Origin of the sequence: Paraburkholderia sp. BR10937 (assembly GCF_040965695.1) — a bacterium.
Classification (GTDB): domain Bacteria; phylum Pseudomonadota; class Gammaproteobacteria; order Burkholderiales; family Burkholderiaceae; genus Paraburkholderia.
The window spans coordinates 146,550-171,345 of record NZ_JBFRCL010000013.1 but is presented as its reverse complement, the minus strand read 5'-3'; the positions used below and the strand labels follow the sequence as shown (position 1 = coordinate 171,345).

The following is a 24,796-nucleotide window of genomic DNA, read 5'->3' as shown; positions in this document are numbered from 1 at the left end:
CTCGACCAGCTCGAAGGCTGGGAAGCCTCGGCGCTCGCGTGGGAGGACGAACTCCTGCCGGCGCGCATCGACGATTACACGCCCATGCTGCTCGACGAGCTGTGCCGCTCGGGGCGGCTCGCCTGGGCGCGGCTGCCCGCGCGCGCGGCGGCCGCATCGACGGTGCGCAGCACGCCGGTCGTGCTGCTCGCGCGGCGCGAGCTGGCGCGCTGGATGGCGCTCGTCGAAACGACCGACACGGCCGGCCTCTCGGCGCGCGCGCAGCGCGTCTACGAGGCGCTGCTGCGGCACGGCGCGATGTTCTTCGACGAACTGGCCGCCGACGCGCACCTGCTCGGCGTCGAGCTGGAGAACGCGCTTGGCGAACTGGTGGCGGCGGGCCTCGTCAACGCGGACAGCTTTGCCGGGCTGCGCGCGCTCGTGAAGCCGGCCGCGCAGCGCAGCGCGCATCACGGCCGACGCCGGCCGCGCGGCTTCGGGCCGCTCGCGGGCGGCATGGCCGACGCGGGGCGCTGGGCGACGCTGCGGCGTGTTGCGCTGGCCAATGCATCGGCCGATGCGTCGGTCGCTCCGCTTCCGGATCTGGACGATGAACCAGCGCTCGTCGCGACGGACCTGGCTGGACCGACTTCGCACGCAGCAGCGGGCCTGCACTCATCGGCGCTTGCGCGTGCCAGGCAAACGACCGCCAGCGCCGCGCGCCGGCCGCCGGCCGACCCGGAATTGCTGGAGCACGTCGCCAATGTGCTGCTGCGCCGTTACGGCGTGGTCAGCTGGCACCTGCTCGGACGCGAGGCGGCCTGGCTGCCGCCCTGGCGCGACCTGCTGCGCGTGCTGCATCGCATGGAGGCGCGCGGCGAGGTGCGCGGCGGACGCTTCGTCACCGGGATTTCGGGCCAACAGTTCGCGCTGCCCGAAGCCGTGGCGCTGCTGCGCGACGTGCGGCGGCGCGCAGCAGCGCAAGGCGAAGGCGGCGCGCTCGTCTGCGTGAGCGCCGCCGATCCGCTCAATCTCCTCGGCACGCTGCTGCCCGGCGAGAAGGTGCCCGCGCTCGCCGGCAATCGCATCGTGTTCCGCGACGGCGTGCCGGCCGCCACCCTCGTTGCCGGCCGCTACGGCTTTCTCGGCGAGTTCGACGAGAGCACGCGCGCCGAACTCCGCGCGCGGCTCGCCAAGCCTTGGTGAGGCGCGCTGGGCGGTGGCGGGCTGGACTGGCTGTTAGTTGCGTTGTGCTGCGTGCACGGAAGGCTTCGTGACGTTGCGCGTGCCGTCGAAATGCCGGCGCACGCGCAGACCGTTCGCCACGACGAGCAGGCTCGCGCCCACGTCGGCGAACACGGCCATCCAGAGCGTGGCCTCGCCTGCCATCGCGAGCACGAGAAACACCGCCTTGATGCCGAGCGCAAGCGCGATGTTCTGCTTGAGCACGCCCGCGGTCTTGCGCGAGAGGCCGATGAACGCGGCGATCTTGCGCGGATCGTCGTCCATGATCGCGACGTCGGCGGTTTCGAGCGCGGTCGCGGTGCCCGCCGCGCCCATCGCGAAACCGATGTCGGCGCGCGCGAGCGCGGGCGCGTCGTTCACGCCGTCGCCGACCATTGCCGCCATGCCGTACTGCTTCGAGAGCGCGGCGATCGCGTCCTGCTTGTCCTGCGGCAACAGATCGCCGCGCGCGTCGTCGATGCCGAGTTGATCGGCAATCGCCCGCGCGGTCGACGCGTTGTCGCCGGTCAGCATGACGGGCGTCACGCCGAGCGCGCGCAACGCGCGCACGGCCGGTGCGCTTTCCGTACGCAGCGCGTCGGCCACGGCGAACACGGCGACGGCCTCGTGCGGCGCGCACAGCACGATCGCCGTCTTGCCCGCCAGTTCCAGCGCTGCCAGCTGTGCTTCGAGTTCGGGCGAGCACAAACCCAGCTCCTCCACCAAACGGTGATTGCCGAGGCGCCAGAGCGTGCCGTCGAGGCGGCCTTGCACGCCGCGACCGTTCAGCACCGCGAACTGATCGACCGCGAGCAGGCGCGCATCGGGCTCACGCGCCCGCCAGCCTGCGACCACCGCGCGAGCGACGGGGTGAGTGCTGGCCTCGTCCAGGCTCGCGGCGATGCGCAGTGCTGCTTGCGTCGACAGCGGCGCTTCGCTGGACTGCCCTGCAGTGGCCAATGCCCGAACCGGCGCCGCGAGCGCATCGGTCAGCACAGGTTCGCCGCGCGTGAGCGTGCCGGTCTTGTCGAGCGCGACGGCCTTGAGCAGCCGGCCGCGCTCGAGCCACACGCCGCCCTTCACGAGCATGCCGTGGCGCGCGGCGGCGGCGAGGCCGCTCACGACCGTCACCGGCGTCGAGACGACGAGCGCGCACGGGCAGGCGATCACGAGCAGCACGAGCGCCTTGTAGAGCCACGCACTCCACGCGCCGCCAAACGCGAGCGGCCCGGCCAGCGCCAGCACCACGGCGAGCATGACCACGGCCGGCGTGTAGTAGCGCGCGAACTGGTCGACGAAGCGCTGCGTGGGCGCGCGCTGCGCCTGCGCTTCCTGCACAGCCGCGGCGATGCGCGCGAGCGTGCTGTCCTTCGCGGCCGCGGTGACGAGCGCCTCGACCACGCCATCGACTACGATGCTGCCCGCGTAAAGCGCCGCGCCGGTCTCCTTGTCGACAGGCAGGCTTTCGCCCGTGATCGGCGCCTGATCGAGCGCGGCCCGGCCGGCGATCACGCGCGCGTCGAGCGGCACGCGCTGGCCGGTGCGCACGCGAATCCGGCTGCCGACAGCCACATCGCCCACCGCGGACTCGCGCCATTCGCCTTGTCCGGGTGCGACATCGCCGGCTTGCCAGACTTCGGCGGTTTCAGGCGCGAGTGCGGTGAGCGCGCGGATCGCCTGACGGGCGCGCTCGAGCGAAAGCGCCTCGATTTCCTCCGCGAGGGCGAACAGGAAGACCACCATCGCCGCTTCGGGCCACTTGCCGATCGCAACGGCGCCGATCAACGCAAGCGACATCAGGAAATAGATGTTGATCGTGAAATTGCGCAATGCGATCCAGCCCTTGCGCAGCGTGGGCAGACCCGCGCACACGATCGAGATGACTGCGCAGGCGAGTACAAGCGGGCTGGTTTCCCGGCCGGTGCTCCAGGCGAGCACCTCGGCGCCTGCGGCTGCCACGCCGCTCGCCGCCAGCAGCAGCTTCTGGCGCAGCGCGAGACCGACCGACCCAGGCGGGTCGGCTTGCGCGGCCGCGCTATCGTCCAGCGCACGCGGCGCCATGTCGAGCGCGCGCAGTGCGGCGACGACAGGCTGAGTGTCGTCGAGCCGATGATGCACGGTCAGTTCGCGCGCGAGCAGGTCGAAGTCGAGGCGCACGACGCCCGGCATGGGTTCGAGCCGGTTGCGGATCAGACGCTCCTCGGTCGGACAATCCATGTTTTCGATGCGCCAGCGTGCGCGGCGCGTGCCTTCGGGCGCCGGGGCCGTGTCGCGCCGACTTTGCGGTGGCGTGCTGTGCGCCGCGCCGCCGTAACAGCAGCTGTGAGCGTGGTCTTTCGACCCGGCATGCGCATGGTCGTGGTCATGCTCCTGGGCGTGGCCGTGGGCATGCGCGTGACCGTGGTCATGATCATGGGCGTGCCCTTGATCCGGGCCATGGCCATGCCCGCGACCACCGCACGCGCCACCCAAGCCGCCCACGCCGCCTAACCCGTGCGCAGCGCCCGCCGTCCGTTCCTCATCACGCGCGCGCAGGCGCTGCGCAATGCCGAGCCGCGACACATAGCTCTGGTTCATAGCCGGTTTCTCCCGAAAGTGACACAATCATTGAACAGCCTGTAGCCACTACAGGGTCAAGTCATTTGGGAGAGCCGCGACCATGCGAATTGGTGAACTGGCGCGCTGCGCGCACTGCGATGTCGAAACGGTGCGCTTTTACGAGCGCGAAGGCCTGCTGGACGAGCCCGCGCGCGAAACCAACGGATACCGCAGCTACACGGCCGTGCACGCCGCGCAACTCAACTTCATCCGCCATTGCCGGTCGCTGGGCATCGGGCTCGCGGACATCCGCATGCTGCGCCGCTTCCAGGCCGACCCGAGCCAGCCCTGCGACGAGGTCAACGAATTGATCGACAGCCAGATCGAGCGCATTCATCAGCAGATCGAAGCCATGCGCGTACTCGAGCAGCAGTTACGAACGCTGCGCGAGAGCTGCCATGCCCATCAGAGCAGCAGCGCGGAGTGCGGAATCATGAAGAGCCTCGAACAGCCCATCGACGATGAAAGCTGCTCATGCCATGGCGACGGGCACGCCGCACAGGACGCGCCGCCCGCAGACGGCGCACCCGCCCCTCACCGCCACTAGCCGCTCAAGGGCGACTCAAAGCGCGGCGGCGATCACTTCGGCCACCGTGGCCGTGAGCTTCTTCGCGTAGGGCACATGCAGGAACTCGTTCGGCCCGTGCGCGTTGGACTTCGGGCCGAGCACGCCGCACACCATGAACTGCGACTTGGGAAACCCAGCCTGCAGCACGTTCATGAGCGGGATCGTGCCGCCCTGGCCGAGATAGGCGCAGTCCGCGCCGAAATGCGTGCGCGAGGCGGCGTTGAGTGCCTCGGTGAGCCACGGGGCGAGTTCCGGTGCGCTCCAGCCGTTGGCTGCGCCCGCGTCCGGCTTGAAGGTGACCTTGGCGTTATACGGCGGATCGAGTTCGAGCAGCGCCTTCAGTTCGGCGACGGCCTTCGAAGCCTCGACGAGCGGCGGCAAACGCAGCGAGAGCTTGAAAGCCGTGCGCGGCCGCAGCACGTTGCCGGCGTCGGCGAGTGCGGGCAGGCCCGCCGCGCCCGTTACCGAAAGCGAGGGCCGCCACGTGGAATCGAGCAGCGCCTGCTGCGGGTCCGTGGTGGTGGGCAGCACGCGCCGGCCGTCCTGGCCGCACGCCCAAGGTATGGTCTTCCAGACGCTTTCGCCAAGGATCTTCGCCGTGGCCTCGGCTTCGCTCAGGCGCTGCGAGGGAATCGCGCAATGGAAACCCTTGGGCAGCAGCGTGCCGCTCGCGGCGTCTTCGAGACGCTCGAAGAGCTGGCGCATCACGCGGAAACTGGACGGCGCAATGCCGCCGTAGGAGCCCGAGTGAATGCCCTCCTCGAGCACTTCGACTTCGAGGTCGCCCGCCACGAGCCCGCGCAGCGACGTGGTCAACCAGAGCTGGTCGTAGTTGCCCGCGCCCGAATCGAGACACACGACGAGACCGACGTTGCCGAGCCGCTCGCGCAGCGCATCGACATAAGGCAGCAGGTCGTAGCTGCCCGACTCCTCGCAGGTTTCGATGAGACCCACGCAGCGCGGACGCTCGATGCCTTGCGCGTCGAGTGCGGCGAGCGCCGTGACGCTCGCGTAGATCGCATAGCCGTCGTCAGCGCCGCCGCGACCGTAGAGGCGGCCGTCTTCGAGCTTCGGCGTCCAGGGGCCGAGGTCGTTGCGCCAGCCCGCGAATTCCGGCTGCTTGTCGAGGTGGCCGTAGAGCACGACCGTCTCACTGCTACCCGAGCGCGTGGCGGGCGCCTCGAAGAAAATCACCGGCGTGCGATTGGGCAGGCGCACGATCTCCAGCTTCAGGCCGCGCACCGGCTGCTGTTCCGCCCACCTCGCGGCATCCTGCACGACGCGCTCGAGGTAGCCGTGCTGGGCCCACTGCGGGTCGAATGCCGGACTCTTGGCCGGCACCGCGATGTAGTCGGTCAACGCGGGCACGATCTCGTCATGCCATTTGCGTTCGACGAAGGCGCGCAGTTCGTCGTGATCGAGTTGGCGGGTGGCCTCGGAGGGGTCGGAGATCATGGTGTGGGTTCCCAGCAATGAAAAACCCGATGATAGACCCGAACCCCCGCTCGCCGACACCCCTCGCGCCGGTGTCGGCCGTCCGGCCAGGGCATGGCGTGCGCTCAGGGCCAATCCGCGCGACAATGATGAATCGGGAATATTCCGCCCTTTTTTCTGGAGATTGGAAACATGGTGAGCCGTTCCCTCTTCGAGATCGTCGTTCTCGCAGCGGTGGTCGCGCTCTACTTTCTCCCAGCGCTGATCGCCGACAGGCGCCAGCGTCACGACCTGCTGGTCATCGCAGTCTTCAATGCCGTGCTCGGCTGGACGCTGCTCGGCTGGCTGCTGGCGTTCTTCTGGGCGCTGCAACCGAATCCGCCGAAGGATCTCGGCGGCCAGACCCGGGTCCGCAACCGCCGGCTGGGCATGCTGCTCTTCTCGCGCCGGCTCGACGATCGGGTCCAGGCGCGCGAAACCCGCGCCGCCGAAAGCAAGCGCTCCTCGCATTGAGGCCGCTCGCGCTTGTCCGTCTGGCCAACGCTGCAGGCCATGGCGCGCAAGCGCCGCCGTCGCATGAAATAATCACCGGGAATCTAGCTGCGTTGGCCTGGCCGTTTTGATCGCGCTAGACGACGCTGAAGCGCACCGGCCTGTGCCTGTCGCTCGAGTCACCCTCACACCTGAGAGCAACCCTCAACACGGAGCCCCGTCATGCCACACGCCGCCCCGCTGCTCGCCTTTGCCGCCGTCGCACTCGGCATGGCGCTCACGCCCGGACCGAACATGATCTACCTGATCTCGCGCTCGATCTGCCAGGGCCGCAAGGCGGGCCTGATCTCCCTGGGCGGAGTCGCGCTCGGCTTCGTGTTCTACATGCTGTGCGCCGCCTTCGGCATTACCGCATTGCTCATGGCCGTGCCGTTCGCCTACGACGCGCTGCGCCTGGGCGGCGCGCTCTACCTGTTCTGGCTCGCATGGCAGGCGCTCAAGCCCGGCGGCCGCTCGCCGTTCCAGGTGCGCGAGCTGCCCGCCGACCGCCCGCGCAAGCTCTTTCTGATGGGCTTCGTCACGAACCTGCTGAATCCGAAAATCGCCATTCTGTATTTGTCGCTGCTGCCGCAGTTCATCGACCCGCATCACGGCAGCGTGCTCGCGCAGTCCCTCGTGCTCGGCAGCGTGCAGATTGCTCTTTCGATCAGCGTGAATGCCGCCGTGGCGATGACGGCGGGTACGATTGCAACGTTTCTCGGCGACCGGCCGGGCTGGCTCAAGCTTCAGCGCTGGCTCATGGGTACGGTGCTGGCCGGACTCGCCGTGCGTATCGCCGCCGAAGGCCAGCGCTAAAGCAAACGGCCGGGCGCATCTGACCCGGCCGCTATTCTTCGTCCGTCTTCGTCCCTGGCTGGCACGCCTGCGACGCGTGTGTGCGTAAGCAGGGCAGTCTGGCCTACGCTTCAGAACCCGCCGATGGCCCTTCCGCCAGCCGGGCTGCGCATCTTGACGAATGCCGCGGGAATCGAGCGCGGTTCGAGCTGCACCATGTCCTGGGCGAACATGTCCTGGCGCAGTTCGCCTTGCTCGTCGAACCACTGGCAGATCAGCCAGTGACCGCTGGCAAAGCCAACCGGGCCGGCATACATGACGGTCATACGCGGACCGCCCGATTTCAGGGTGACAACGTCGCCAATTCCGGCCATGGCAGCGAGCGGCTTTTCGGCTACGTCGATGGTCGTATCAAGCATGATGTTCCCCGTTAAAAAAAGTCGCACAGAGAAAAAACCCGGGCGGGCTAGCCCCCGGCTCCCTCCGCCCTTTCGATAATGAGAATGGGGCGGTCATTAATAAGTTTGGCAAGACTAACAACACGAATTAATGCGTGCAAGTGGTTTCCATTAAACCTGCTGAAAACCCTGTTATTCGACGCACGGCGAAACCCCCGCTTAATCCCGTCCCGCACAATTTACGCGGAAAGCCGTACACGGCTGGCAAAAGCTACCGGGCAAGGTTTCTCCACGAAACAGTCATATTATTTCGAATTCCCAGCCAAAAAATACCGCAATGCAGCGGCAATAAACATGGCACGCGGCGACTGCATTAACGATTTCGTCCAGAAACCGTCAGCCCGGCCAGAGCGAGTGGAAACGTTTTCTGCACCAATAAACCGTCCGTTCGATTAATCCGCTCGCGCCGCACTCGAACTGTTCCTCTGCGGGCAAATCCTCATGTTTTACCGGATGGCCTCAAAATTTATGCACTTGAAATACGGTTGTCACTTAAATGGAATTGCAGTGCGGTGCAAAAAAAGCCCCATCCGGCAAAAACGGATGGGGCAGCGCGTGTGCAGGACGCGGTCAGGCCGCGCTCATTCGGCAAACGGCAAGGTCGTCTGGCCTTCGGCGCGCATGCCGAAGACGTTGAGCGTCATCGCGACGAACGCGTAGTAGCCAAGCAGCCCGACCAGGTTGATCGTGGTTGCGTGGCCAAAGCGCTCGACGGCGCGGGCGTAGGTCGCGTCGGACACACGCTTCGTGTCGTACAGCTCGGTCGTGAACGCGTAGATCAGCGCGTCGTCGGGCTCGTCGAACCGGGGCGTGGCGCCCGTGCGGATCTGCTCGGCCAGCGCCTCGGGCACGCCCGCCTTCAGCGCGATGGGATAGTGGATGTACCACTCGGCCTGCGCCTGCCAGCGCGCGGCCGTGACGAGAATCGCCAGTTCGGACAGGCGCAGCGACAAGCCCGTCTGGTAGCGGCAGAACGCCCCAAGGCGCTGCGCATGCTGCGCCAGTTCCGGGCTGTGGATCCAGCCGAGAAACGGGCCGTTGAGGTTGCCGCGCGGACCGGAAAGAATCTCGTCCAGCACCGCCTTCTGTTCCGGCGAAGCCTGGGCAGCGTCGAATGCGGGAAGCCGCGAGGTCGGGTTTTGCGTCATCGGTGGACTCCGTTGGAGGTCATGGCCGGTCGCGCGCGACCGTTTGCGGTCGCCGCGTTTTCGGCTGCCGCTAGCGGCGGACAGTTAGTTGCACTTCATTCCCATACGGCGAAGCTTACGCCGGGCGCGCCACGCCCGTTGCGTCGAGCGCACCGTCGACCGCGGCTGCGAGCCGCTCGACGATCGTGTCGATGTTCTGCTCCGTGCAGATGAAAGGCGGCGCGAGCAGCACGTGATCGCCGTCGCGCCCGTCCACGGTGCCGCCCATCGGATAGACCATCAGGCCGCGCGCGAACGCCTCGCGTTTGATCGCCGCGTGCAGCTTCAGCGCCGGGTCGAAGGTCGCCTTCGTGGCGCGGTCCTTCACCAGCTCGACGCCCACGAACAGGCCGCGGCCGCGCACGTCGCCCACGTACGGATGGTCCGCATAACGCTCGTGCAGACGCGCGCGCAGTTGTTCGCCACGGGCGAGCACGTTGTCGAGCAGCTTCTCTTCGGCGATCACGCGCTGCACTTCGAGCGCCGCCGCGCAGGCCGTGGCGTGGCCGATATAGGTGTGGCCGTGCTGGAAGTAGCCGCTGCCGCCCACGATCGTCTCGTAGATGCGCTGGCTCACGAGCGTCGCGCCGATCGGCTGATAGCCTGCGCCCAGGCCCTTCGCGATCGTCAGCAGGTCCGGCGCAACGCCGTCCTCCTCGCAGGCGAACAGATAGCCGGTGCGGCCCATGCCCGACATGATTTCGTCGAGGATCAGCAGCACGCCGTAGCGGTCGCACACCGCGCGGATCTTGCGGAAGTAGTCGCGCACGGGCGGCACCGCGCCGGCCGTCGCGCCCACCACGGTTTCCGCGACGAAGGCCGCGACCGTTTCGGGACCGAGTTCGAGAATCTTCTGCTCGAGTTCGTCGGCAAGACGCTGCGCGTAGGCCTCGTCGGTTTCGCCATCGTGGCGCTCGCGGTACGCAAAGCACGGGCTCACATGATGCGATTCGATCAGGATGGGCAGAAACGGCTCGCGGCGCCAGGCATTGCCGCCGATCGCAAGTGCCCCGAGCGTGTTGCCGTGATAGCTCTGGCGGCGCGCGATGAAGTGGCGGCGCGCAAGCTCCCCCTTCTCCACGAAGTACTGGCGCGCGAGCTTGAGCGCGGCCTCGATCGCCTCCGAACCGCCCGACACGAAGTACACATGGTCGAGCCCCGTGGGCGCGGCGGCGATGAGGTGATCGGCCAGCTGCTCCGAGGCCTCTGTCGTGAAGAACGAGGTGTGCGCGTACGGCAGTTGCTGCGCCTGACGCTTGATCGCGTCGATCACGCGCTGGTTGCTGTGGCCGAGGCATGAAACCGCGGCGCCGCCGCTTGCGTCGATGTAGCGCTTGCCGGTGGAATCGATGATTTCGATGCCTTCGCCCGCCACCGCGACGGGCAAGGTTTGCTTTGGCATCCGGTGAAACACCTTGGTCATATGGGTCCTCGATGAAGTCCGTGAATGATTAGCGGGTTGCGCCGTCCACATCGCGCGCGTTCGAATCGATAAAACGGCCGAGCACGCGCTCGCCGCCCTGCCAGACGTCGAACGCCACGCCGCGCGGCTCGATGCGCATGCAAGCGGTCGCGAGCGTGTTCTCGTCGTCGGGGTCGTGCGGGTCGTCGCGGAAGATCGGCAGGCCGGTGCCCGCCCGATCCTGCAGCACCTGCACGAAAGCTGCGCCGTCGGGCTGCGCGCCAAGCGCGGGCAACAGTTCGGCGAGACGGGCCTGGCGATCGCGCGACGAGTCGGTGACGATCTGCGCCTCGTGCTCGCAGCCCATGTGGATGAGGTGATTCGCGTGGCCCGAGGGCGCGCTCACTTCGCGCATCGAAGCGCGCTGCGCGGTCGCTTCGACGCTAACCACACGCACCTCGCCCGCCTCGTCGGTCCCGCCGATCGTGTGGTGGAAGCCGCTCGCGCGCGGCGTGTTGCGCAGCAGCGCGAGCGCTTCTTCCAGGGTCGCGCAATCGATCACGGCGCGCGCCAGAATCATGCGCGGCACGCCCACGCGCGGCTCGCGGATGCGCACGTTGTTGATCGCTTGCGCAAGTCCCGCGCGCGTGGCTGCGAAGGTATGCCCCGGCAGCGAGCCCGGGTAGTAAAAGCTCACGAAACCGGGCTTTCCTTCGGGTTCGACCTCGACCACGCTGCAGCGGCCATGCAGCCGGGGGTCGCCGTCTTCGTTATGCGCAATGAGGCCCGCGCCCGGGGTGCACGATGCAAGCGTCGTGCAGCCGTCCGGCGCGTTGTGGATCAACTCGCCGCGGCAATTCCAGAGAAACAGGTCGTCCGCGGACCAGTCGAGCGCCTGCGCCATTGCGTCGATTTCCGCGACATAGGCCGGGAAATGCTGTACGGCCGCGGCGCGCAACTGCTGCGCGAATGGACTGCCGCGCCAGCGGCTCACCGCCTGCCAGGCGCTGCTTTGCGCCATGTAGCCGGCAAACATCGGCTTCACGTGTGCGCCTAGCTGCCGGCCGATCGCCTCGGGCGAGCCGGCCGCGCTGAGGGCCGCGCCCCGGAATGTCTTGAGTTCCTGCATCTGTTTCTCGCTTTAGCTAACGATGGGTCTATCTCATCCGATAGTGCGCTTTATACGCCTCAACAACATATGTTGTCAATTTAAATATCAATTACAACAAATGCGATAGATACGGACGAGACAAAACCGGATGCCGCCTCACAACGGCATCCAGCTGCGGGAAAACAGGCGTGAAATGGCGCGGAAATGCCGGGGCGGCGCTCAGGGCACGTAAGCGCCGCGTGCATTCAGGGAACGCTCGGCCTGTTCGAGCTGCGCGATCGCGCCCGAGCCTTCGAGCGCCAGCAGATGGGCGACGAGCGACTCGGCCAACGCTGTCGCAGCGACGAGCGAAGGGAAAAACGACGGGCTTTCGTGCGTGAAGATCAGCGCCTTGTCGGCGTTCAGCGCAATGGGCGAGACGGCGCTGTCGGTAATCGCGATCAGGCGGCTGCCTTTGGCGAGCGCGGCCTCGGCCACGCGCACCGCCTCGACCGAATATGGTGCGAAGCTGACAACAATCGTTGCGCTGTCGCGCTCGATGCCGAGCAACTGCATCTCCAGCGTGCCCGCCTCGCCGCCCAGCAAGGAAACCGAAGGCCGGAACAGCCGGTAACCGTAGACGAGCCCGAACGCCACCGCATAGCACGAGCGAAAGCCCGCCACGTGCACGTGCTTCGCGCGGCGCAACACGCGCGCCGCCTCGACCATCGAGCGGGTGTTGTGCGCGGCGCTCGCCTCCAGATTGTGCTGTTGCGCCACGAGCAGGTCGCGCGCCAGGCCGTCCTTCGCATGGCCCGCCACGAGCGAGCGGGCCCGCGAGGAAAGCGGCTCCGGCCGCGTGCGCACGCGCGCGACGAACAGGTCCCGCAGCTCGTTCCAGCCCGGAAAGCCCAGTTGCTGGGAAAGCCGCACGAGCGAAGCGGGCTGCACCCGGGCGCGCTCGGCCACTTTGCGCATGGACGAGACGGCCACTTCGTCGGGATGGTCGAGCAGGAAGGCAGCGCCGGTCTGGAACTGCGGGCTCAAGTCGGAGAAACGCGCGCGGATCAGCGCGGCGAGCTGGTCGAAACTGTCTGGCATGCGTCGCTCGGGCAGTGGGTGACAACAAATGTTACCACCGGTGTTGCCGGATGTTGCAAGTCGGGACAGATGATGTGGCGCATGCCGACCGAAGCGGGCTCCATCCAGGAGCCCGCGTACTTCATAAATGTAAATGGAGGAGCCGGTTCAAGTCTGCTTACCCCACAGATCGTCGATCGCGCGGATCGCCAGCAAGTATCCGTTCGCTCCCGCCCCGCAAATTACCGCTGTGGCCGCCACCGAAATCGTCGAGTGACGATATTCCTCCGAGCGTTGATGAATATTGGTGATATGCAATTCCACGACTGGCCGGCGGATGAGCTTGACTGCGTCGAGCACCGGAATGCGACCGAATGAAAAGCCGGCCGGATTGATAATCAGCGCGGCGTCCTGCAGGAACGCTTCCTGAATCCAGTCGATCAACTCGCTTTCGCTGTTCGTTTGACGAAATACGCAGTCGAACTTGAGAGCGTCGGCGAGCGTGAGGCAATTCTGTTCGATGTCCTTCAGCGTCGTGCTGCCATAAAGATGGGGCTCCCTCGCGCCCAGCATGTTCAGGTTGGAGCCGTTGAGGATGTAGAGTTTGCGCGTCATGGTGTCAATGTGTAGAAGAACGATCCAAAGCCGTGTCTTTGGTTTCCCGGGATATTGCGATCATCAGGAAGGAGATCAGGTTCAGCGAGCCGCAAACCGCTACGATGGCCCACGGGGAACCGTGAAAGGCATTGAGCAGCGCCACGGCGACGATGGGCATCGGGCCGCCGGTGAGCAGGTTGGCCCCCGAGTATGACAGTGCGGACCCCGTGTAGCGCGCCTCGGTCGGGAATGACTCGGCGAACCAGACCGGCTGGATGCCGCTCTGGAACTGCGTGAAGCCGAGGAAGGCGCCCATCACCGCCATCGTCATGGCGATCGAGTTGTGGTTGAGGATCGGAAAGTAAATCAGGCAGCAGATCAGCGTGCAGGACGAACCGATCATCAGCGCACGTCTGCGTCCGATCCGGTCGCTCAGATAGCCGCCCGCCAGCGCGCCCACGATGGCGCAGACATTCGCCACCATCAGCAGCATGAAACCGGTCTGCTTAGGTACGCCGAGGTGTTTCGTCAGGTAGCTGAGCGAGAAGACCACGATCAGATAAAACAGTGCGGCCGGGCCGCAGAAGAACAGCGTCAGGCGAAGCGCGGTGCGCCAGTGATATATAAAGACGGTGCCGAGCGGATTGGCGGCGCGCGTGGATGCACCAGTCCTCTTGAGCGCCTCGAAGGCCGGTGTCTCGCTCACCTTCCTGCGGATGTAGATGCCCAGCAGCACCAGCACAAAGCTCGCGAGAAACGGGACTCGCCATCCCCAGCTATCGAAGTCGTCCGACGAAAGCAACGCGGCGAGCGTAAAGAGCGAGAAATTGGCGAGAATCTGGCTGAGCGGCGAACAAATGCCAAGCAGACCTGAATACCAGCCACGCCGGTTCGCGGATGCATGCTCCACCGCCATCAGTTGCGCGCCGGTCGATTCGCCGCCCAGCGCGAAACCCTGAATGATGCGCAGCGACACCAGCAACGTCGGCGCAAGGATGCCAACCTGGTGGTAAGTGGGCAGCAAGCCCATCAGGAATGATGACGCGCCCATCACCGACACGGTGATCAGCATCAGTTTGCGGCGTCCCCAACGGTCACCGAGCATCCCGCAGATCACCGCGCCGAGCGGGCGGGCGGCCAATCCTGCCCAGAAACTTGCCAGCGACGCGAGCAGCGAAGCGGTTGGGTCGAGCGACGGGAAAAACAGCTTGGGAAAGATCGTGGCCGCGACCACGCCATACAGCGCGAAGTCGAACCATTCGAGCGCTGTACCGACGGTTGCCCCCGCTACCGCCCGACGCGCCATCAAGTGAGCCTGCGCAGACCGTCCTTCCGCGGCGAGGTCCGAATCAGCAAAAAATGACATGTTGTCTCCTGAATTCTCGATATGTCGTAGCGTTCGTTTCTGGCGACGAACAGGTGCCATTGTTTGCGCTCTACAGGCGAGACGTTCCGCACCGGAACTGCATTTCATAATATGGATATTGGCGAAAGATGTCGCTTAGAAACGGCCTGAGAATTCTCGATTTGCTGGCGTCGCAAGGCGAAGGTGCGGGCCTCGTGGCCATTGCCGATGCCTTGTCGCTGCCGCGCAGCACCTGCCACCGCCTGCTCGCCGAACTCGTTGAAAGCGGGTATGTCAGGCAACGGGTCGATCACAGCCGCTACATTCTGACAATGCGGATGACGTCGAACGGACTCGAATTCCTGAGCCTCACGGGCATCGCCGATATCGCCCAGCCGATCATCGAACGCGTGGCTGCACAGACGGGCGAACTCGCGCGGCTGTCGCTGGTGGATGGCGAAGCGATCATCTGGGTCGGCAAGGCGGACGGACAACGCACCGGCTTTCGCTACGATCCCGACATGGGCCAGGCGGCACAACTTTCCTGCACGGCGACCGGACACGCATGGCTCATGACGATGACCGACGAACAGGCGGCCGCGCTCGTCTTGAAGCAAGGCTTCGGACAGCCGAATGAGTTCGGACCCAATGCGCCGACGACGCTCAAAGCGCTGCTCGGTTTCGTGCATGCGGCGCGCGTGCGCGGCTACGCGATGATCGACGAGGTATTTGCCCCGCGCATGTCGGCAGTGGCCACGCCCGTGGTGAGCGGCTCGCGCTGCGTCGGCGTCATCAGCCTGGCCGGTCCTCGGGTACGACTAACGACCGGGAAAATTCACCAGTACTCGGGACTGCTACGCGAGGCTGCCAATGAGTTGGCCCAGTTGAGCAATATGGCGGGATTCTCACATCGGCCGCCGCTCGGAAAGGGATGAGAACGCGGAATTCAGTCAATATTTAAAAAATATCTAAAGTCGCACTGAAATGCAACCGTAATACAGCCGGGTACCAGCGTCGGCATGCAGCTTCCTGCCCTACCCAATATCAATTCACTGTCAAAGGATCCTGCTATGTCCGTGTCATCTGCAAGCAGTCTGAACTCCGCCTACCAGGCCTATTCCAGCTTTGCGCAGAAGAAAAACTCCGCTTCGTCCGATTCCCCCGACGCCGCCACCCTCAAAGGGCTGACGACTCGACAGGTGGTGACGGCCGTTAATACCGCCACCGGCGCGAGCGAAACTCAAACACTGCAAGCGACGCCGCTTGCCGTTGCATGGGCGCCCCAGATGTTCGTACAGGGTGACACGAACAATGACGATTCCCTGTCACTTGAAGAGTTTCAGGCCCAACTCTCACGAGCCGGCGTAGCGGCCGACGCCGCAAAGCAGCTTTTCAAGAGCTTCGACACATCCGACGATGGTCAGGTGTCGCTGACTGAGTTTGTCGAGGGCGTGAGCACGAGTATCAAGAGCGGAAGCCAGGTGTTCAACGACCTCATGGATTCCTATACGAGGGATGCGAACGGGAATCTGGACCAAACCGCCACCGACAACTTCCTCAGCGCCGGGGTGGCAAAAGCGACGGCTTTTTGGCAAAACCTCAGTCGGTGAACTGGTGTTTGCCACGGTAGTGTCGTCGCGAGCCGTCAAGTCGCGGAGTAAGCCCGAAGCTCCGTCTCGCTTCGGGCTGAATCAGGATCGTCGATAGAGTGAATTGCCTCGATGGCTCGCACGTAGTCTTCAGGCAAATTCGCCTCCCTTGCGCCCACCAATACATGCTGCTTGTACCAATGGTAGGGCTGAAGGCCGGGCTGCTTTTTCGTAGCGACGTAGGTCAGTGCATACACTCCGCCGGTCGAGGTTTCGACCCGGACACTCAAAGGCTCGTAACCCTTACCCGCTCCTTCGAATGTGTCGAGCGCCTCCCGTTCGCCACGCACGACCGAGAAAATGACGCCATAGACTCTGTCACCGACGTTTCCCGTATGCTCACAATCGCATTTTCCCGAGCCGTCCTTCTTGCTCAATTTGTCGAACGCGAGTTTGTAGCCTGTCACGAACCCCGTGGTGACGACCCTCGCTGACGGCAGCCTCACGACGAGGCGTCGTACCGACATGTTGGAGCCGTACGCGAAATAGGTAAATTCGCTGCTCGAGTGCATAGCTGGGATTGCCCTCGCGACAACTGCAGTGGGACATAACGCACGGCAAGCCACCTGCAACGCCTTCCCACACGGCGGCACGGTATTAGCGTCAATACGTGTTCAACGAAAGCGGAATCGGAACATGAATGTAACCACCGTCCACGTCGCCGTAAGCAAATGTGCGCCCCTCGACCAGGTATCTCGCGGTCAGCGCACACAGCGCGGCGTCGAAGTCGTCGATCGATTTCAAGCCAGAGGCGTCGATCATAGCGCTTTCCAGGACTTCAGGCCGCTGCCGGCGCTTCTCCTTCGCAGACGTCCCCGCCTTGCCGCGCAGGGCACAGGTCACGGCATGGGGAAACGTTTCGAAGCTGACACGCCCGCCCTGGAAATCGCGAGATGACAGCAGCGGATAGTCGGAAGAAAAGGCCTGGTAAATGGCTTCTCCGTTGAACATCCACCGGTAGAAGCGACTGGGGTTTTCATCGGCCCGCTTTCGGGTTGGCGTGGCAAAGGAAAAGATGCGTTGATGCGCAAGCTCGCGTTCCGCACGCCGCCCTTCGCCTTCGACACCCCATCGGCAAGGCGCGTCGATCCCGACGGCCTGGACGTCATACTCGAGGCACGCTTGCAGCATCTCCTGTGGGGTTTTCGTGTCGGCAGGCCGGAAAGCACGGCTGCCCTCCAGAATGACCAGATGGCAGCCCTTCTTGTCACCGCCCACGTCGATGCCAGCAACCGTCCGTGTGTTCACGCGGTCCCCGCCACGAGTAACAAGCGCTGAACCGGGCTGGAAGCAGGCTTCCGGAGCCCGGCGCGTGCCACTCAGGCCGCAGCGGCCGTGCTCACAGCTTCAGTGGCCGCCGCAGGCGCAGCGGCTTCGACGGGCGCCGGTGATTTCACCACGAGCTTCGGCGCACGGGCTTTTCGGACGACCGGTGATTTCGCCGCTGCGCCGTTCTTCGGCGCAGCTTTCCGTGCCGGCGATGCCGCCGCCTTCACAGACACCTTCTTGACAGCGGCCTTTTTCGTTGCAGCGTTCTTTTTTGCAGCGGCTTTCTTCGCTGCCGGCGCCTTGGCCGTCTTCGCTGCAGGCTCAGCCTTTTCGATCAAAAACTTCGACCGGTCCTTCGCGCCGGCGAGCCATGCCGGTGCGATGCCACGACCGGACCACGTCGCGCCGGTTTTCGGGTCGCGATATTTCGGCGGCTGCGGTCCGCGCACATAGTTACCTGCCTTAGGCGATTTCACAGCAGCGGCCGATTTCGGCGCCGCGCCTGCAATCAGAAACTTGCTGCGGTCCTTTGCATTTGCAATCCACGCGGGAGCACGACCGTGGCCGGTCCAGGTCGCGCCGGTTTTGGGATCGCGATATTTCGCTGCCGACGAGCCCTGCTTCGCGGCAACCGTCTTTCCCGGCTTGCGGCCGCGCCGTTTGCCGACAAATGCCTCAATGTCGGCAACCGTCACGGCATGCTTGTCCATCAGGCCGCGAATCTTCTCGAGTACCGCCGACGATTTCGTTGTGGCCAGCGATTCTGCTTGAGCCTGCAGCTTTGCGATTCTTGCCTGAATCGATTGGAGCGTAGCCATTCGTGGAATTCCTTTGATAAGTTAGTTTTTTCCACTATGCCACATCGGACGACGAATACAACATTTGGTGTCGAATTAGTTTGCGCCAGGCAGTGAGAAACATTACTTTCTATTTCAAGATCGATAAGTTGTCTGACTGTCGGCGTGGAAGTGCCGTCGTGTTTTTCGCCCCTTCACTTCAATTCAGCGTGCTCTTACCCGCTATGCGAAGGCTGGCGGGTACACGAATTGACCATAGGAATATCAATAGGCTCTCGCGATACCTCATACTCGCGACAAACCATCGGAGATTGGTCGGCGACCTGTTGCGTGCAACCGGCGACGCAAATCCCGTTGGCACGAGACAACTCCGTCTTCTATCTGCTATTTGCTGAAGGAAGTTAGCGGCGCGGCCGCGTTCGGCAGGACACTGTCTAAACATACAGTGCCTTGTGTGGCCGATGAGCATGATGAAGGCCGCACCGCTCGCGCCCGGTGCGATTCTCCGGCCTTCAAAGTGCGCGCAGAATGGACGAGTGCTGCGAATGCCGCGTCAGGGCTACGCCTGTCCGATTCTGCTGCCGCAAGACTCGCGCACGATAAGCGGAACCGCCATCAACGAATGCAACTCGTCGGGTCGTTCGCCAGCCATAAGGCGTACCAGCAGGTTAGATGCCTCGCATGCCTGCTCATAAGGCGACGTCCGCATTGTCGTCAGTGGCGGCGTCGCAAAAGCGGCCAGTGGAATATCGTCATATCCGACGACGGCAACGTCATCAGGTATGCGTAAGCCAGCCTTGCGCAATGCGGCCATCGCACCAAATGCGACGGTGTCGTTGCCTGCAAACAGTGCGGTGAAGGATGGGCCGCGCTCGAGCATTGCGTTCATGGCGTCGTAACCGCTTTGTGCGTTGAAGTTCGCGAATCCGACACACTCGGCTTCCAGGCCGAGACCGAACTCCCGCATGGCGTCGCGATATCCGTAGAGGCGCTCCGTGACCCCGTGGTACTCATCGGACGCAAACCCGAGGTAGGCGACTCGCTTGTGCCCAAGCGCGAGAAGATGCCGCGTTGCGACGCGCGAGGCTTCGCGCATGTCGACGTCGATGCTATAGATGTTCGCGTGTTCGGCAAGCTTCGATCCGAAGACCACAAGCGGAAAGCCTTCGGACGCGAGACGCGCGAGGTGGACATCATCGGAGCGCGGCGTATTGATGGCAATGAGTCCGTCGATACGGCGGCTGTCGACCAGCTCGATGAAGCTGCCACCCGAACGTCCCGTCTCGATGATCGGCTCGAATATCACCTTGTATCCGTGCGCGTGACAGGTGTCGTTCACGCCCGCAAGCATGCGTGGAATGAACGCATCGACCTTCAGGTGTTCGCTATGCGGCGTCACGAGCGCCACAGTGCGGGTTGCGCCGCTCACCAGCGAACGCGCAGCCGCGTTTGGCACATAGCCCAACTGACGGGCAGCGTTCAGCACGCGTTCGCGCGTCTCCTCGCTGATTCCCATGTGCGGGACATCGTTGAGAACAAAGGAGACCGTTGTGCGCGAGACGCCCGCTAGCTTTGCGACCTGGCTGCTTGTCACTCTCGTTGTGGTGATTTTCGGGCTCATTTTTATATGCACAACCGGGGCGGCGCATGGCGCACACGCGAATGCGTTGCGCTGAACTTGCGCATCAGTTCCCGACTCCGCCATGCACGCGCCTCGACAGACTCTCGGGAAGCCAGTGGCGATGCGCGTCGAGCAAATCGTCGACCAGCGCGACGATCTGCTCGACATCCAGTTCCGCCGCCGTATGCGGATCCAGCATCGCGGCATGATAAACGTGATCGCGGCGTCCCGTGAGCGCTGCCTCGACCGTCAACTCCTGCACGCCAATATTCGTGCGCATCAATGCAGCAAGCTGGGGCGGCAACGGGCCGATATGGGTCGGTTGCACGCCATTCGCATCGACGAGACAGGGGACCTCGACGCAGCATCCTTGCGGCAAGTTATCGATGAGCGCGGTATTGGGCACGTTGCCATAGATCACGTTGCGCGTGCCGGACGCTATCGAGTGGATAATCGTAGCCCCGAATTCCTGCGAGCGCGTCATCGTGCGCAGACCTTCGAGACGCGCCACCGCATCATCATGACGCTTGTCCATGACCTTGAACCGCTGCGCGAGTAACGTGGCTCGCAAGCCCTCCGGGTCCTGCGACCCCGGCTCACGAAGTTCTCGTTCCAGGCACTCCCTCGAAGCTTCATAGACCTCGCAGCGGCCGAGATATTCGTCCACTGGAATATTGAACCTCTCGAGCAGGTCATCGCGTCCGCGCTTGATGAACCACGGCACATATTCACTAAAATGTTCGCTCGACTCCGTCGGAAAATAGCCGAGCCGATGAAGCATCTCGTATCGGACGCGATTCGAGTCGGGGACACGCCCTTCCGCTCGCACCCGATGCAGCGCAGGATAGAGATCTTCGCCGCGCCGCCCAAAGGTCAGGAAGAACGCCATGTGATTGATGCCGGCGCACGTGTAGCGGACCTCATCGAACGGCACGCCGATGTCCTTCGCGAGCTCCGCCGCGGTGGCCTGCACGCTATGACATAGCCCGATCGTGCGGATCGACGACGCGCGGCTCATCGCCCAACACACGATCGCCATGGGATTCACGTAGTTCAGATGCAAGGCATCGGGACAGACGCGCTCCATCTCTGCGAGCAATTCGAGCATTACCGGAATGGTGCGCAGCCCTCGCATGATCCCGCCGATGCCGATGGTGTCACCGATCGTTTGCTCGAGTCCGTAGCGCTTCGGAATCTCGAAGTCGATCACGGTGGCTGGCTTATAGCCGCCTACTTGAATCAGATTCAGCACGTAGTCGGCGCCATCGAGCGCGCGTGCGCGATCGGTCGTCGCCACAATCTGGGGACTCGCCTGCAATTGTCCCGCCACCCTGCTCGCAACGAGCGCTGAGAGTTCCAACCGGCGCTCATCGATATCGTGCAGGGCAATGCTCGCGTCCGCGAGTTCCGGATAGCTGAAAATGTCGCCGAGCAGATTGCGCGCGAATACCGTGCTACCCGCTCCGATCAAGGCGATCTTGACTGGCTGTCTCGATGGCATGCACGTCTACTCCGTTGTGTGCGCCTGGGTGAGCGCGCGTGACTCAATCGCCCTGGTGTCGCGCGACCGCGTTAACCTTCTCATTGGCCTCTTTGAGCGCTGTGGCGGCATCGGCGCGGCCCAGGAAAATGGATTCAATGGTCGCATCCATGATCGCGTCGATCTGCGCGGCGCCCGTTGCGACGGGAGGCTGGTATGTCGTTGCCTGCCTCATATCGAGGAAGGCCTGGGTATCGATATTGCGTTTCGCATGAACGTCGACCGTGATCCGGTCGAGGCCCTGTATTGCCGGAAACACGACGCCAGTCTGTGCAACGATCTTCTGGCAAGTCGCGGAACCCAGGAACCTGACCCACTTCCACGACTCTTCCCGATGCGCACTGCCGCTCCAGATCGAGTCCGCCAGCCCGTTGAACATGGTCGCGCGCGCGGCCGGACCTTTGGGTAGCACCGCGTATCCGACCTCGAATCTGGCGTTCTGTGCGTACCAGTTGACCATCCACGAGCCGTCGCTCACCATTGCTACCTTCCCCGCGGCAAGCATGGCCGAACTTCCCAGCTTGCTGGCTTCTTCGAAGGGCGCCGAATAGCCCTTCTTCATCAGGCTTACGATCCATTCAAGCGTGCGCGCCAGCCGCGGATCGTCGTAGTAATAGTGAGTGGTCCAGGGGCCATCGTTATATCTGAAGCCCTCGGACACCGCAAACGCGCTCCATTCGGTCTGCCCCATCATGCCGCCCGCCCGTCCGATCTGATACCCGCGCACCTTGACGTGCTGCGCGTCGAACTGCTTCGAATCTCCGCGATTGCCGTTGGCGTCGATCGTCAGCCGCGCGATTGCCTTCCCGAATGTACCGCCGTCCCGGTCATTCCATGTCCAGCCCGAGATCGCTGCCGGGTCGATGCCCGCATCCTTGAACATCTGCTTGTTGTAGACCAGCGCTACGGTATCCCAGTCCTTCGGCAAGCCGTATTGATGTCCGTTCCTCGACCAGTTCAACAGCAATGCGGGATAGAAACCGCCAGTCGCGACCTTGTCGCGCTGGATGTACGGAGCCAGATCGACGAGTTGCCCGTTGGTGACCATCTCTGGATATTTCATCAAGTGATTGGCGAATACATCGGGCGCCGTGCCTGACACGAACTGCGTCGTGAGCACCGTCCAATAGTCGGACCATCCGACTTGCGAGATCCTGATATGGATTCCGGGGTTCTCTTTCTCGAACTGCGTGGCGCACGCCTGATAGGCAGGTCGCTGATTCGCATCCCAGAGCGCGTACCTGATTTCGACGGTGCCAGCCGCATGCGCGACGATCGCCGTGGCCATCGCGGTAAACACCGCAACGACCTGCGGGATCGGATATCGCCTGCTGCGGAACGAAGGAATCTTCATATGCGCGTCCGGACTCGAAGCCACTCATTCTTTGCCGCCCGCCTGTCGACCACATAGCGCCCGAAAGCAATCAACAAGGCAAGCATCGGAAGAGCGGCCAGACATGCGGCAGCCATCAGGCCGGTCCAGTCGGGAGCGCCCTGGGGCGCTTGCGACTTGAACGCCTGCAAGGCAACGGTCAGTACCTGCATGTCGTCGGCGTTCGCCACGATGAACGGCCAAAGGAATTCATTCCAGGCATTGACGGCCGATAGAATCGCGACGGTCGCAATCGGCGCCCAACTGACCGGAAGCACGATGCTCCAGAATATCTTCCAGTGCGATGCCCCATCGAGCAGTGCTGCCTCCTCCAGCTCGCGAGGAATCGACAAGAATGCCTGGCGGAGAAAGAAGATCGCGAACGCCCATACAAGAAAAAACGGCGCCACCATGCCTGCATAGGTGTTGAGCCAACCTAGTTCCTTGATCAGAATGAAGTTTGGAATGAACAGAACGATATTCGGCAGCATCAAGGAGACGAGGAACAGTGCAAACAACGACTCGCGCGCCCGGAAACGCAAGCGCGCGAAAGCATAGCCGGCCATGGCGCTGAACACGACCTGACCGATTACGACCAGCCCCGTAAAGATCGCCGAATTCAGCAACGCTCTCAGGAAATCGATGTTGCCGCCCGATCCCCCATCGGCAAGCGCGATGTCGTCGTTCACCCATCCAAGGGCGCGACGAAAGTTCTCCAGCGTGAATGCCGGAGACAACCATTTTCCCGTTGACGTATACACATCAGTGGGCGGTGTCAGCGCGGTGCGCAGGACCATCAGGAGCGGAACCACCGTCACGGCGATCATCGCCGCGAGCACACACCAGGCAAGCACTCGCCCCATGCTGATATGCCGTACGTGTGTTGGCGCAGCGACCGCGTGATCGAGCGCGCCGAGATCGGAACTCAAGAGAGCAAGCTCAGACTCGCTTGCACGAAAAAGCCGCATCTGCACCACGGTGTACACGGCCATGATGGACAGCAATGCGATCGACATGGCGCACGCATAGCCCATCCTGTGGAACCTGAACGCGTTTTCGTAGATGTAGTAGACGATCACGCGCGTCGAGCTGGCCGGCCCGCCATGTGTCGCCACGGCGACCGTGTCGAAGATCTGGAACGCACCGGTCATGCTCGTAATGATCACGAACAACTTCACGGGCCGCAGCAGCGGAACCGTAATTCTGCGAAACAGCTGCCATTCGCCGGCGCCATCCAGTATTGCTGCCTCGTAAAGGCAGCGGGGAATGCGCTGCATGCCGGCCAGAAACAGCAACGCGACCATGCCTGTATATCGCCACGTATTGACGGCCGCGACTGTGGCGAGCGCCTCGACCGGTGAGCCGAAGAATGACCGGTTTGCAAGGCCGATTGCCCCGAGCAACGCATTGATCCAACCGAGCATTGGGTCGAGGAGCCATACCCACATCAGCGCGACGAGCACATTGGAGAGAAGAAATGGCAACAGCACGATCGCGCGGATTGCAATCGCTCCACATAGACGGTCCATCAGCACGGCGAGCAGCAGTCCGAACGCGGTCTGCAGCGGAATATTCAGGATCACATAGTATGCGGACAGAATCAGTGCGTGCCAGAATTCGCCATCGGTGAGCATTGCGCGATAGTTATCCAGTCCGACGCCGCGTGGTGCAGACATGAGGTTCCAGTCGGTTGCGCTGACACCTATGGCCCTTACCGTTGGCACCAGATAAAACACGACGAGACCGATCAGCGAAGGCAGGATCATCATCCACGCCGTGAGCGCTTCCCCGTTGCGCTGCCGCGTGGATGGACGCACGGTTGCTATCAGCGACCGACCGCTTGTTGCCGGAGCCGTTGCCATGGCATTCCTGAAGATCGCAGGGCTAACGCGCGTTAGCCCTGGATGCAAAAAAAAGACGCCTTCGTGCGTCCGTGCATAAAACGCGGCCTTCCTGATGAGGCCTGCATTCAGGCTAGCCAATTCGCGAGGAACATTCAAGTACGGCGAGCGGTAGAGGTCAACGGCACGAGGGGGAGAAGTTTGGGCCGGTCCGGTTTGGGGCGCGTCATTTGCAAACCTCGCGAAGTCGGCTCGCGAAGCGAGGAAGGAAATACCACAGGTCCGCGTGAAGATCCATTGCCGATTGCTCGTCGCTTGCGATTTCAAGGCTGAATCGCTCAAAATCTTCTCATTTTCACTCATAGTGACTTCACGGTTGAAAATTGACTAACTCGTGTTAGATTGGTATTGAGTGTTAC

The 24,796-nt window shown here is 63.5% G+C and carries 21 protein-coding genes and 1 pseudogene; 6 read left to right on the top strand and 16 right to left on the bottom strand.

Annotated features, from left to right (window positions below; genetic code table 11):
* Positions 1 to 1,185: pseudogene (locus AB4Y44_RS13640) on the top strand (ATP-dependent DNA helicase); the annotation flags it as partial.
* Positions 1,186 to 1,218: 33 nt separating this feature from the next.
* Here the strand turns inward: AB4Y44_RS13640 and AB4Y44_RS13635 are convergent.
* Positions 1,219 to 3,675, bottom strand: coding sequence for a heavy metal translocating P-type ATPase (locus tag AB4Y44_RS13635; RefSeq protein ID WP_368699875.1), 2,457 nt, complete (start codon positions 3,673 to 3,675; stop codon positions 1,219 to 1,221).
* A gap of 187 nt (positions 3,676 to 3,862) precedes the next feature.
* Here AB4Y44_RS13635 and AB4Y44_RS13630 point away from each other — a divergent pair, with 187 nt between their 5' ends.
* Complete coding sequence (locus tag AB4Y44_RS13630) at positions 3,863 to 4,348, top strand: Cd(II)/Pb(II)-responsive transcriptional regulator (protein ID WP_342920878.1); 486 nt, start codon at positions 3,863 to 3,865, stop codon at positions 4,346 to 4,348.
* A gap of 15 nt (positions 4,349 to 4,363) precedes the next feature.
* Here the strand turns inward: AB4Y44_RS13630 and AB4Y44_RS13625 are convergent, their stop codons facing one another.
* Positions 4,364 to 5,824, bottom strand: a complete 1,461-nt coding sequence (locus AB4Y44_RS13625) for a M20 family metallopeptidase (RefSeq protein ID WP_368699865.1) — start codon at positions 5,822 to 5,824, stop codon at positions 4,364 to 4,366.
* A 171-nt stretch (positions 5,825 to 5,995) separates the two neighbouring features.
* On the opposite strand from AB4Y44_RS13625, the gene AB4Y44_RS13620 reads away from it, so the two are divergent.
* Both AB4Y44_RS13620 and AB4Y44_RS13615 read left to right on the top strand, forming a co-directional pair.
* The gene (locus tag AB4Y44_RS13620; RefSeq protein WP_342920880.1) at positions 5,996 to 6,316 is read left to right on the top strand and encodes a superinfection immunity protein; all 321 of its coding nucleotides are present in this window, start codon (positions 5,996 to 5,998) and stop codon (positions 6,314 to 6,316) included.
* 201 nt (positions 6,317 to 6,517) lie between these two features.
* On the top strand, positions 6,518 to 7,150 hold the full coding sequence (locus AB4Y44_RS13615) for a LysE family translocator (protein WP_368699864.1): 633 nt from the start codon (positions 6,518 to 6,520) through the stop codon (positions 7,148 to 7,150).
* 110 nt (positions 7,151 to 7,260) lie between these two features.
* Here the strand turns inward: AB4Y44_RS13615 and AB4Y44_RS13610 are convergent, their stop codons facing one another.
* From AB4Y44_RS13610 to AB4Y44_RS13580, 7 genes are all read right to left on the bottom strand, one after another.
* Positions 7,261 to 7,548 (bottom strand): YodC family protein, encoded by a 288-nt coding sequence (locus tag AB4Y44_RS13610; RefSeq protein ID WP_342920882.1) that lies wholly within the window; start codon positions 7,546 to 7,548, stop codon positions 7,261 to 7,263.
* A 620-nt stretch (positions 7,549 to 8,168) separates the two neighbouring features.
* Entirely contained in the window at positions 8,169 to 8,735 is a 567-nt protein-coding gene (locus tag AB4Y44_RS13605) for a carboxymuconolactone decarboxylase family protein (RefSeq protein WP_342920883.1), read from the bottom strand.
* 115 nt (positions 8,736 to 8,850) lie between these two features.
* Positions 8,851 to 10,197 (bottom strand): aspartate aminotransferase family protein, encoded by a 1,347-nt coding sequence (locus AB4Y44_RS13600; protein WP_368699863.1) that lies wholly within the window; start codon positions 10,195 to 10,197, stop codon positions 8,851 to 8,853.
* Positions 10,198 to 10,225: 28 nt separating this feature from the next.
* A complete protein-coding gene (locus AB4Y44_RS13595; RefSeq protein ID WP_342920885.1) occupies positions 10,226 to 11,305 on the bottom strand; it encodes a C45 family peptidase in 1,080 nt (359 codons plus the stop codon).
* 201 nt (positions 11,306 to 11,506) lie between these two features.
* The gene (locus tag AB4Y44_RS13590) at positions 11,507 to 12,367 is read right to left on the bottom strand and encodes a MurR/RpiR family transcriptional regulator (protein WP_368693060.1); all 861 of its coding nucleotides are present in this window, start codon (positions 12,365 to 12,367) and stop codon (positions 11,507 to 11,509) included.
* 147 nt (positions 12,368 to 12,514) lie between these two features.
* Positions 12,515 to 12,961 carry a type II 3-dehydroquinate dehydratase gene (locus AB4Y44_RS13585; protein WP_368699862.1) on the bottom strand — a complete coding sequence of 149 codons (447 nt, stop codon included), beginning with the start codon at positions 12,959 to 12,961 and terminating at the stop codon, positions 12,515 to 12,517.
* Positions 12,962 to 12,965: 4 nt separating this feature from the next.
* Positions 12,966 to 14,249, bottom strand: a complete 1,284-nt coding sequence (locus tag AB4Y44_RS13580; protein ID WP_368699874.1) for an MFS transporter — start codon at positions 14,247 to 14,249, stop codon at positions 12,966 to 12,968.
* A 188-nt stretch (positions 14,250 to 14,437) separates the two neighbouring features.
* On the opposite strand from AB4Y44_RS13580, the gene AB4Y44_RS13575 reads away from it, so the two are divergent.
* Together AB4Y44_RS13575 and AB4Y44_RS13570 are read left to right on the top strand one after the other, a co-directional pair.
* Positions 14,438 to 15,223, top strand: coding sequence for an IclR family transcriptional regulator (locus tag AB4Y44_RS13575; RefSeq protein ID WP_368699861.1), 786 nt, complete (start codon positions 14,438 to 14,440; stop codon positions 15,221 to 15,223).
* 135 nt (positions 15,224 to 15,358) lie between these two features.
* Positions 15,359 to 15,898, top strand: coding sequence for an EF-hand domain-containing protein (locus AB4Y44_RS13570; RefSeq protein WP_368699860.1), 540 nt, complete (start codon positions 15,359 to 15,361; stop codon positions 15,896 to 15,898).
* Positions 15,899 to 15,933: 35 nt separating this feature from the next.
* On the opposite strand, the gene AB4Y44_RS13565 is transcribed toward AB4Y44_RS13570, so the two are convergent.
* The 7 genes from AB4Y44_RS13565 to AB4Y44_RS13535 all read right to left on the bottom strand — a co-directional run bounded on the left by AB4Y44_RS13565 (position 15,934) and on the right by AB4Y44_RS13535 (position 24,740).
* Entirely contained in the window at positions 15,934 to 16,449 is a 516-nt protein-coding gene (locus tag AB4Y44_RS13565; RefSeq protein WP_368687009.1) for a gamma-glutamylcyclotransferase family protein, read from the bottom strand.
* 91 nt (positions 16,450 to 16,540) lie between these two features.
* A complete protein-coding gene (locus tag AB4Y44_RS13560) occupies positions 16,541 to 17,185 on the bottom strand; it encodes a DUF429 domain-containing protein (RefSeq protein WP_368699859.1) in 645 nt (214 codons plus the stop codon).
* 71 nt (positions 17,186 to 17,256) lie between these two features.
* Positions 17,257 to 18,024: an H-NS family nucleoid-associated regulatory protein gene (locus tag AB4Y44_RS13555; protein WP_368699858.1), complete on the bottom strand. Its 768-nt coding sequence runs from the start codon at positions 18,022 to 18,024 to the stop codon at positions 17,257 to 17,259.
* 538 nt (positions 18,025 to 18,562) lie between these two features.
* Positions 18,563 to 19,624, bottom strand: coding sequence for a LacI family DNA-binding transcriptional regulator (locus AB4Y44_RS13550; protein ID WP_368699857.1), 1,062 nt, complete (start codon positions 19,622 to 19,624; stop codon positions 18,563 to 18,565).
* 64 nt (positions 19,625 to 19,688) lie between these two features.
* Positions 19,689 to 21,125, bottom strand: coding sequence for an alpha-glucosidase/alpha-galactosidase (locus AB4Y44_RS13545; protein ID WP_368699856.1), 1,437 nt, complete (start codon positions 21,123 to 21,125; stop codon positions 19,689 to 19,691).
* Positions 21,126 to 21,168: 43 nt separating this feature from the next.
* Positions 21,169 to 22,452: a sugar ABC transporter substrate-binding protein gene (locus AB4Y44_RS13540; protein WP_368699855.1), complete on the bottom strand. Its 1,284-nt coding sequence runs from the start codon at positions 22,450 to 22,452 to the stop codon at positions 21,169 to 21,171.
* Between the two features lie 62 nt (positions 22,453 to 22,514).
* The gene (locus AB4Y44_RS13535) at positions 22,515 to 24,740 is read right to left on the bottom strand and encodes an ABC transporter permease subunit (protein WP_368699854.1); all 2,226 of its coding nucleotides are present in this window, start codon (positions 24,738 to 24,740) and stop codon (positions 22,515 to 22,517) included.
* Positions 24,741 to 24,796: the final 56 nt, after the last annotated feature.

Coding starts and splice junctions, on each gene's coding strand:
- AB4Y44_RS13590 (WP_368693060.1), bottom strand. CDS start 12,367: ATGCCAGACAGTTTCGACCAGCTCGCCGCGCTGATCCGCGCGCGTTTC.
- AB4Y44_RS13545 (WP_368699856.1), bottom strand. CDS start 21,125: ATGCCATCGAGACAGCCAGTCAAGATCGCCTTGATCGGAGCGGGTAGC.
- AB4Y44_RS13600 (WP_368699863.1), bottom strand. CDS start 10,197: ATGACCAAGGTGTTTCACCGGATGCCAAAGCAAACCTTGCCCGTCGCG.
- AB4Y44_RS13585 (WP_368699862.1), bottom strand. CDS start 12,961: ATGACGCGCAAACTCTACATCCTCAACGGCTCCAACCTGAACATGCTG.
- AB4Y44_RS13550 (WP_368699857.1), bottom strand. CDS start 19,624: ATGAGCCCGAAAATCACCACAACGAGAGTGACAAGCAGCCAGGTCGCA.
- AB4Y44_RS13575 (WP_368699861.1), top strand. CDS start 14,438: ATGTCGCTTAGAAACGGCCTGAGAATTCTCGATTTGCTGGCGTCGCAA.
- AB4Y44_RS13630 (WP_342920878.1), top strand. CDS start 3,863: ATGCGAATTGGTGAACTGGCGCGCTGCGCGCACTGCGATGTCGAAACG.
- AB4Y44_RS13605 (WP_342920883.1), bottom strand. CDS start 8,735: ATGACGCAAAACCCGACCTCGCGGCTTCCCGCATTCGACGCTGCCCAG.
- AB4Y44_RS13610 (WP_342920882.1), bottom strand. CDS start 7,548: ATGCTTGATACGACCATCGACGTAGCCGAAAAGCCGCTCGCTGCCATG.
- AB4Y44_RS13535 (WP_368699854.1), bottom strand. CDS start 24,740: ATGAGTGAAAATGAGAAGATTTTGAGCGATTCAGCCTTGAAATCGCAA.
- AB4Y44_RS13565 (WP_368687009.1), bottom strand. CDS start 16,449: ATGCACTCGAGCAGCGAATTTACCTATTTCGCGTACGGCTCCAACATG.
- AB4Y44_RS13580 (WP_368699874.1), bottom strand. CDS start 14,249: ATGGCGCGTCGGGCGGTAGCGGGGGCAACCGTCGGTACAGCGCTCGAA.
- AB4Y44_RS13570 (WP_368699860.1), top strand. CDS start 15,359: ATGTCCGTGTCATCTGCAAGCAGTCTGAACTCCGCCTACCAGGCCTAT.
- AB4Y44_RS13555 (WP_368699858.1), bottom strand. CDS start 18,024: ATGGCTACGCTCCAATCGATTCAGGCAAGAATCGCAAAGCTGCAGGCT.
- AB4Y44_RS13615 (WP_368699864.1), top strand. CDS start 6,518: ATGCCACACGCCGCCCCGCTGCTCGCCTTTGCCGCCGTCGCACTCGGC.
- AB4Y44_RS13620 (WP_342920880.1), top strand. CDS start 5,996: ATGGTGAGCCGTTCCCTCTTCGAGATCGTCGTTCTCGCAGCGGTGGTC.
- AB4Y44_RS13625 (WP_368699865.1), bottom strand. CDS start 5,824: ATGATCTCCGACCCCTCCGAGGCCACCCGCCAACTCGATCACGACGAA.
- AB4Y44_RS13595 (WP_342920885.1), bottom strand. CDS start 11,305: ATGCAGGAACTCAAGACATTCCGGGGCGCGGCCCTCAGCGCGGCCGGC.
- AB4Y44_RS13540 (WP_368699855.1), bottom strand. CDS start 22,452: ATGGCCACGGCGATCGTCGCGCATGCGGCTGGCACCGTCGAAATCAGG.